Raw genomic sequence first — 6,651 nt, forward strand, 5'->3', positions numbered from 1 at the left:
CCCGCGCGGCCGAGGTGCTGCGGCCCGGCGGCCGGCTGGCCGTGTACTGGAACGTGTTCGACCCCGCGCCGGACATCGCCGAGTCGTTCCGCGCGGTCCATGAGCGGGAGCTGCCCGACCTGCCGCGCAACCCGTGGGCGCGGTCCGCCGTTGACGCCTGTCAGGGTGTGGTCGACCGCGTCGCGGGCGGCATCCGGGACTGCGGCGGATTCGGTGAACCGGAACAGTGGCGCTTTGACTGGACGCGCGAATACACCCGGGACGAGTGGCTGGAGCAGATGTCGACCTCGGGAGACGCGAATGTGCTCCCGACCGAGCAGCTGGCGCGGCTGCTTGCCGGTCTCGGCGCGGTGATCGACGAGATGGGCGGACGGTTCACGATGCGCTACGCGGCGATGGTCCTCACCGCGCGGGCGGTCGGCGCCTCCTGACCCTCGCCGCGGTGCTGGGCTGCCGGACCGGGCGCGCTGGACCGACGGCGGTGTCGGGCCGGCGCCGATGCGAGAATGGCAGCCTGTTGATGCTGCGTGCCGTGAATCTGAGACGACCGGCCGGCGGCTGCCGCCCGGCAGCTTCGGCGAGAACTTCACCACGTCCGGGCTGGACGTCACCGGCGCGCGCATCGGCGAGCGATGGGCGATCGGCAGCGCCGTGTTCGAGGTGAGCGCGCCACGGGTGCCCTGCCGGGTGTTCGCCGCCTTCTGGGACGTGCCGGACCTCGTCGCCCGCGTCATCCACCGCGGCCAACCAGGCGCCTACCTGCGGGTGCTCACCGAAGGCGAGGTGGCCGCCGACAACCCGATCACGATCGTCCACCGACCCGACCACGACATCACCGTCGGCCACGCGCTGCGCGCCCTGACCACCGAGCCGCACCTGCTGCCCGACCTGATGGCGGTCGTCGACGTCCTGCCCGAGGACGTTCGTGCCACTGTCCCGCGGCGCACCGCCACGCCCACCGTGCCCGTCCGTCGTCGGGTGGAACCGCGTGCCACCGCCGAACCGCGCCCCACCGCCGAACCGCGCGAGGAACGCTATTCGCAGGCGATGCCGTCGCCGTCGCGGTCCAGGTGGCTGGCGTATCCGGGATCACCGCGGTGCAGCGGTGCCACTCCGGCACTGCGGGCGGCGGCGCAGTTGGCGTAGACGGGTTCGTTCGCGGGAGCCGGGTTCACCGCGGGTTGCCCCGCGGCCGGCTGGCCGGCGGGGGCAGGGTTGGCGGCCGGCGGGTTCGCGGGTGCCTGGGCAGCCGTCGGCGGGTTGGTCGGTGCCGGCGGGTTGGTCGGTGCCGGCGGGTTGGCGGACGTCGGCGCCGAACGGGCGCCGGGCGCGGCCACCGGCGCTCGGGAGCTGAGTGGGGTCGGCGCGGCGCTCGTGGCGGCCGCGCGTACGTCGGCCGGTGCGGTGCTGGGAGCCGGCGCCGTGCTGAGGGCTGGCGTGGCCAGTGCCGCGGCGATCTCCGCGGTGGCGCTCGCGCTTGCCGGCGCGGTGCCGACGGCGTCCCCGGCAGGCCCGCAGCCGGCGAGCAGGCCGGCGGCCAGCACGGTGGCGCTGACTCCGGCTGCCGAACAAAGGCCCCTTCGAGCCATCCGAAACATGATATGCATACCCCCCGGTCTGCGTTGGCGGCAGCATACCGGACGCCTGATCGGCATTCGGAATGACCCGTCCGGAATGCGCGGACCGCGGCTGGCGGTGCTCGGCGGCCGCCGCCGCCGTGTTCTGGCAGGCGCTCACCGGTGCCTCCGTTCGGGCGGGCGCGGAGGGACGGGACGCAATTCCACGGCGGTCGACCGTGCGTCCGGGGCCCGGCGGCAGTTGGGTTCACGGTCCGCCGGGAGACCGCGATCCGAGTGCTGAACTGGACGGATATCCAGTGGTGGCGCGGCAGGTCCCGGGTTGGCCGGACCGACCCCATCCTGGTTCACCGGAATACGCGGACAGCGCAGGTGAGAGTCGTCCGGCATATTCTTGACAGCGATATCCCGCGGTCATCCCTGACAATGATGAGATCGGTGGTGAGGCCCTGTCTGGTCGGGTGCGCGAACCCGTGGTCGAGGCATATCAAGGCCGGATCGGAGATGGTCGTCGCTGCGGCTGGAAGATCTGCCGGAAATGTGCCGGGCGAGGTCGGGAAACGGGTGGAGCGGGTGAGGTGGCTCGAGCGGAGCCTCGCGGCGCGGCGGAGCGAACCCGACCGCCAGGCCGATCCGCCCCGGCTCGCCCGGTGCGCGCGGGCAGTCCCGCTGCCGGCACGCGCGTCGATCGTGATCGCGAATCGCCGATCAAGCCCGCGATAAGGGTAGATGTGCTGTTTGCCCAGTTCGGGCCCGTTGACAGCACCCTGATCGGAACCGCATACTCCGATCGCCTGTGTGATGAAGCCGGTGAGATTCCGGCACGGTCGCGCCGCTGTGACCGGCCCCGTCCGACCCGCGCTGTGCGGTCGGATGGTGCCTGGGAGTCAGACCTGAACGCAGGACGCCCGTAACCGGGACGCACGATCCCTCAGGAGGCTCCGCATGACCACGCCAGTGGCCCAGACCGACAATCGGTCCATCACTTTCCCGCTGACCGCCCGCCGGGCGGCACTCGGGCTCACCGCGCTGCTGTCGCTGCTGCTGCTGTATTTCATCGGCGTCGACCAGGGCGCGACGTCGTTGTTCGGCTCGGATACCCATATCCACGAGTTCGTGCACGACGCGCGTCACTTCCTCGGTTTCCCCTGCCACTGAGCGGGGGCCGCGAGGTGGAGTTCCGATACATCTACCGCGGCCTGGGAGTAGGTGTTCTCGGCGGGCTGCTGGCGTTCGTCTTCGCCCGCATCTTCGCCGAGCCCTTCATCCAGGACGCGATCGACTACGAGTCCGGCCGGGACGAGGCGCAGTCCGCGCTCGACGCGGCCGCCGGTCACCACGCCGGCCACGAGGGCGCCGAGGTCTTCAGCCGGTCCGTGCAGAGCAACGTCGGCATCGGCGTCGGCATGGCCGTGTTCGGCCTGGCGATCGGTGGGCTGTTCGTCGTCGCCTACCTGGTGGTCTCCCGGCGTTACCCGGACGTCCGGCCGCGCGTGCTGGCCTGCCTGCTTGCCGCGGCCGGGTTCGTCTCGCTCTACCTGGTGCCGTTCGCGAAGTATCCGGCCAACCCGCCGGCCGTCGGCCACGAGGAGACGATCGGGGCGCGCAGCGCCCTGTACGTGACGATGGTGGCCGTGTCGGTCATCGCGATGGGGCTCGCGATGGTGACCGGCCGCTGGCTCGCCGGCCGGGTCGGCACCTGGAACGCCAGCCTGCTCGCCGCGGCGGTCTTCCTGGTGCTGGTCGCCGTCGCGATGGGCCTGCTGCCCGCGTTCGGGCACCTGGCCTCGAACAAGGCCGAGTACGGGAACTTCGCCACCGAGACGCCGCAGCCCTTGCAGGCGCCCGACGGGCGGATCGTCTACCCGGGCTTCCCCGCGGACGTGCTGTTCAAGTTCCGGTTCTACTCGGTGATCAGCCAGCTGATCCTCTGGTCGACGATCGCCCTCGGCTTCGGCGCGCTCGCCGAGCGGCTCGCCGCCGCCCCGGCGCGTCGTGCCGGCGCGGCACTCGCCGAGCCGGCGGCCACCGAGCCCACGCCGACCCCGGCGGGCTGAGCGGGGTCGCGTCTCCTGCGCGGTGACTCGCCGTCGCCACGGTCGGATCAGACTCCGGTCGTGGCGGCGGCACGCGCCGTCCCTGACGGCACGGCCAGGGTGTTCCTGACCGCAGCTCATCGCCCGTCGGGTGGCCCGAGCTCGGCCGTATCCGCCGCTGCGCCCGCGCGGAGCTCAACCGCCGCAGCGCCGCGGGCCGGCCCCTCGACGCGCCCGACTTCACCTGCCTCGCAGCCTGGGACCACCTGCGAGCCACCCATCTGAACCTGCCCCCCCGACCCCCTCGACCGCACCGGGACCGGCTTCCACCACGGCTAGTCCATCAGTCAGCAACCAGTGCGAACAATTTCCACAAGCTGAGTGGCTGTAGCGGCGTTCACCTCGAATCGCTGGGTGGCATTGTTGATGATGGTGGTGTCGTCCTTGCCGGAAGCGATCTCCTGGCACATATTGGCGACCGCTTGTTGCACCTTCGCGTCGGTCCACCCGGCCAGCGCCGGGAACCGCGAGCGAATCGCTGACGCGTCCACGCTGGGCGCGCCAGGTGCGACTGTGGGTGCTGTGGTTGGCGTGGTGGTGGATGGTTCGGTCTCGGAGCTACAGCCGAACAGGCACGCGATCGCCAGCGTGCCAATGATGATGGTCTTCACGGTCGGGCAGTGTAGACACCTACCCACAATGATCCGTATCGGGCATACCCGGCCGCCGCTCGGCGGTGAGGATGACCGTGGGTGGCTGGCGCCGGCCTCGTTGATCGTTGGCGACAGGCTTCGTGGTCCTTCTGTATGGACAAATCCGATGGGCAACCGTACAGAAGAACCACGGCGACTCCTCCAGCGTGCAGACGTCGGACAAGACGGCCAGACGGACCGTTGCTTTCGGTGACGGTGCTTCGGGCGAAAGCCGCTGGCAGCGCACCAGCGCACCAGCGCGGTCAGCCGGACGCGGTGCCGGCGAGGAGGCCGACCAGGGCCGTCACCGCCATCGCCGCGCAGCCGCCGAGGACGACCCGCAGCGTCGGGCGGGCGAGCGCGGTGCCCGCCGTGCGCGCGGCCAGCGCGCCGGCCACGGCGAGGCCGAGGACGGTGACGCCGACGACGCCGACGATCCGCGGCCAGCCCGCCGGTGCCGCCAGGCCGACGAAGGGCACCAGGGCGCCGACGGTGAAGCTGGCCGCCGAGGCGGCGCAGGCCTGCAGCGGCCGGGCCTGGTTGATCTCGTTGTGGCCCAGCTCGTCCCGCATGTGCGCGGCCAGGGCGTCGCGTTCGGTGAATGCCCGGGCGACCTGCTCGGCGAGGTCGCGGGGCAGGCCGCGCCGTTCGTAGATGCCGGTGAGTTCGGCGAACTCGGCGGCCGGGGTCGCCGCCAGCTCGGCCTGTTCGAGGGCGCGGTCGGCCCGCTCCACGTCCGCCTGCGCGCTGACGGAGACGTACTCGCCGACGGCCATCGACAGCGCGCCGGCGGTGAGCCCGGCGACGCCGGCGGTAAGGATCGCGCCACCCGACGCGCCGCTCGCCGCCACTCCGACGACGAGACTCGACGTGGAGACCAGGCCGTCGTTCGAGCCGAGCACGGCGGCGCGCAGCCAGCCGGCCCGTTGGGCCGCGTGCCGTTCCCGGTGCCGCAGTCGCGTTCGCGCCGTCATGAGGGCAGTACAGCACGGTCTGATCGGAGCTGTCTGCCGCGCGGCGCCCGGGAGTGCGGTCAGCCCTCCGGCGGGGTCGTGGCCGCGTCGACGAGGATCGTCGCGGCCGCCAGGGCGTCGGCGGGGGGTCTACTTGACGGGCGCGAACTTCGGCACCCGCTGGGGGACCGGTGCCGAACACGACGACGCCGGCCGGATCCTCGACCGGTTCGCGGCCGAGCAGCGCGCGGTCGCCCTCGGCGGCGCCCCGGAGTCCTTCCGCACCTACCTGCCGGTCGCCTGACCCGGCCGCTCGCCGGCGCCGGCCAGCCGGTCAGTGGGTCAGCGGGCCGGTGGGATGCCCGCCCACGGGTCGGGGCCGAAGACCTCGTAGCGGATGTGCTCCGGGGGGATGCCGCGGGCCAGCAGGCCGGCGCGCACGTCCCGCATGAACGGGAGGGGTCCGCACAGGTAGGCCCGGGCGCCGTCGGGCAGCGGGAGGGCGTCGACGTCGATCAGACCGTGGTGGCGGGTCTCGCGGGCCGCCACCTCGCCTGCGGCGATACCGGTCGCGGCGGCCTCGGGCGCCGGGTCGTACCAGGTGTGCAGGCGGAAGTCGCGCAGCAGGGCGCCGAGGTCGAGCAGCTCCGAGCGCAGGGCGTGCTGCTGCGGGCAGCGGTCGGCGTGCGCGGCGACGACGGTGCGTTCCGGGCGCAGCCGGGCGATGTGGCCGAGCATGGCGATCATCGGCGTGACGCCGATTCCCGCGCTGACGAGCAACAGCGGCGTGGTCCCGGGCGCCAGGGTCACGTCGCCGGCCGGCGGGCTGATGTCGAGCACGTCGCCGACGTTGACCCGCTCGTGCAGATGGGAGGAGACGGCGCCCGCGGGGGCGTCGCCGACGGCGGGGACCCGGCGCACGGTGATCCGCAGGCTGCCGGTGCCCGGCGCCCTCGACAGGCTGTACTGACGGGCCTGCCGGTCGCCGCCGGGCAGGTCGACGGCGACCGTCACGTACTGGCCGGCCAGGTAGCCCGGCAGCGGGTCGGGCCCGACGGGCACGAGGTCGAACGAGACGACCTCCGGGGTCGCCACCGTGCGGGCGGTGACCCGCCACGGGCGCCAGGGGTGGCCGGGGTCCGCGCCGATGCGCTGGTAGACCCGCGCCTCCTCGGCGATGAGCGCGGTGGCGAACAGCCAGTACGCCTCGTCCCACGCGTCGTGCACCGCCGGGGTCATCGCGTCGCCGAGGACCTCGCCCATGGCGGCCAGCAGGTGCGCGCCGACGACGGGATACTGGCCGGGTCCGACCCCGAGGGACGCGTGCCGGTGGGCGATGCGCCGCAGGATCGGGTCGACGGGCGGGCCGGGTTCGCCGAGCAGGTGCCCGGCG

At 73.0% G+C, this 6,651-nt stretch carries 8 protein-coding genes and 1 pseudogene; 5 read left to right on the forward strand and 4 right to left on the reverse strand.

Annotation, left to right across the window (positions count from 1 at the left end):
- Positions 1-431: pseudogene (locus tag MXD60_RS28275) on the forward strand (SAM-dependent methyltransferase); the annotation flags it as partial.
- Between the two features lie 67 nt (positions 432-498).
- Positions 499-1,146 (forward strand): MOSC domain-containing protein, encoded by a 648-nt coding sequence (locus MXD60_RS28280; RefSeq protein ID WP_248822748.1) that lies wholly within the window; start codon positions 499-501, stop codon positions 1,144-1,146.
- Here MXD60_RS28280 and MXD60_RS28285 read toward each other — a convergent pair.
- Positions 1,035-1,589, reverse strand: coding sequence for an excalibur calcium-binding domain-containing protein (locus MXD60_RS28285; RefSeq protein ID WP_248822749.1), 555 nt, complete (start codon positions 1,587-1,589; stop codon positions 1,035-1,037). The two genes, MXD60_RS28280 and MXD60_RS28285, sit on opposite strands and share 112 nt — an antisense overlap.
- 933 nt (positions 1,590-2,522) lie before the next feature.
- Between MXD60_RS28285 and MXD60_RS28290 the strand changes: the two genes are divergently transcribed.
- Entirely contained in the window at positions 2,523-2,735 is a 213-nt protein-coding gene (locus tag MXD60_RS28290; RefSeq protein ID WP_248822750.1) for a CbtB domain-containing protein, read from the forward strand.
- Between the two features lie 14 nt (positions 2,736-2,749).
- Positions 2,750-3,634, forward strand: coding sequence for a CbtA family protein (locus tag MXD60_RS28295; RefSeq protein WP_248822751.1), 885 nt, complete (start codon positions 2,750-2,752; stop codon positions 3,632-3,634).
- Between the two features lie 326 nt (positions 3,635-3,960).
- Here the strand turns inward: MXD60_RS28295 and MXD60_RS28300 are convergent, their stop codons facing one another.
- Complete coding sequence (locus MXD60_RS28300) at positions 3,961-4,284, reverse strand: hypothetical protein (RefSeq protein WP_248822752.1); 324 nt, start codon at positions 4,282-4,284, stop codon at positions 3,961-3,963.
- A gap of 284 nt (positions 4,285-4,568) precedes the next feature.
- Entirely contained in the window at positions 4,569-5,279 is a 711-nt protein-coding gene (locus MXD60_RS28305) for a VIT1/CCC1 transporter family protein (protein WP_248822753.1), read from the reverse strand.
- Positions 5,280-5,412: 133 nt separating this feature from the next.
- Between MXD60_RS28305 and MXD60_RS28310 the strand changes: the two genes are divergently transcribed.
- Positions 5,413-5,562 carry a hypothetical protein gene (locus MXD60_RS28310; RefSeq protein ID WP_248822754.1) on the forward strand — a complete coding sequence of 50 codons (150 nt, stop codon included), beginning with the start codon at positions 5,413-5,415 and terminating at the stop codon, positions 5,560-5,562.
- A gap of 38 nt (positions 5,563-5,600) precedes the next feature.
- Here MXD60_RS28310 and MXD60_RS28315 read toward each other — a convergent pair.
- Positions 5,601-6,651 (reverse strand): globin domain-containing protein (locus MXD60_RS28315; protein ID WP_248822755.1); only part of this gene is annotated, 1,051 nt, incomplete at its 5' end.

The organism is Frankia sp. AgB32 (assembly GCF_023243045.1).
Lineage (GTDB): Bacteria > Actinomycetota > Actinomycetes > Frankiales > Frankiaceae > Frankia.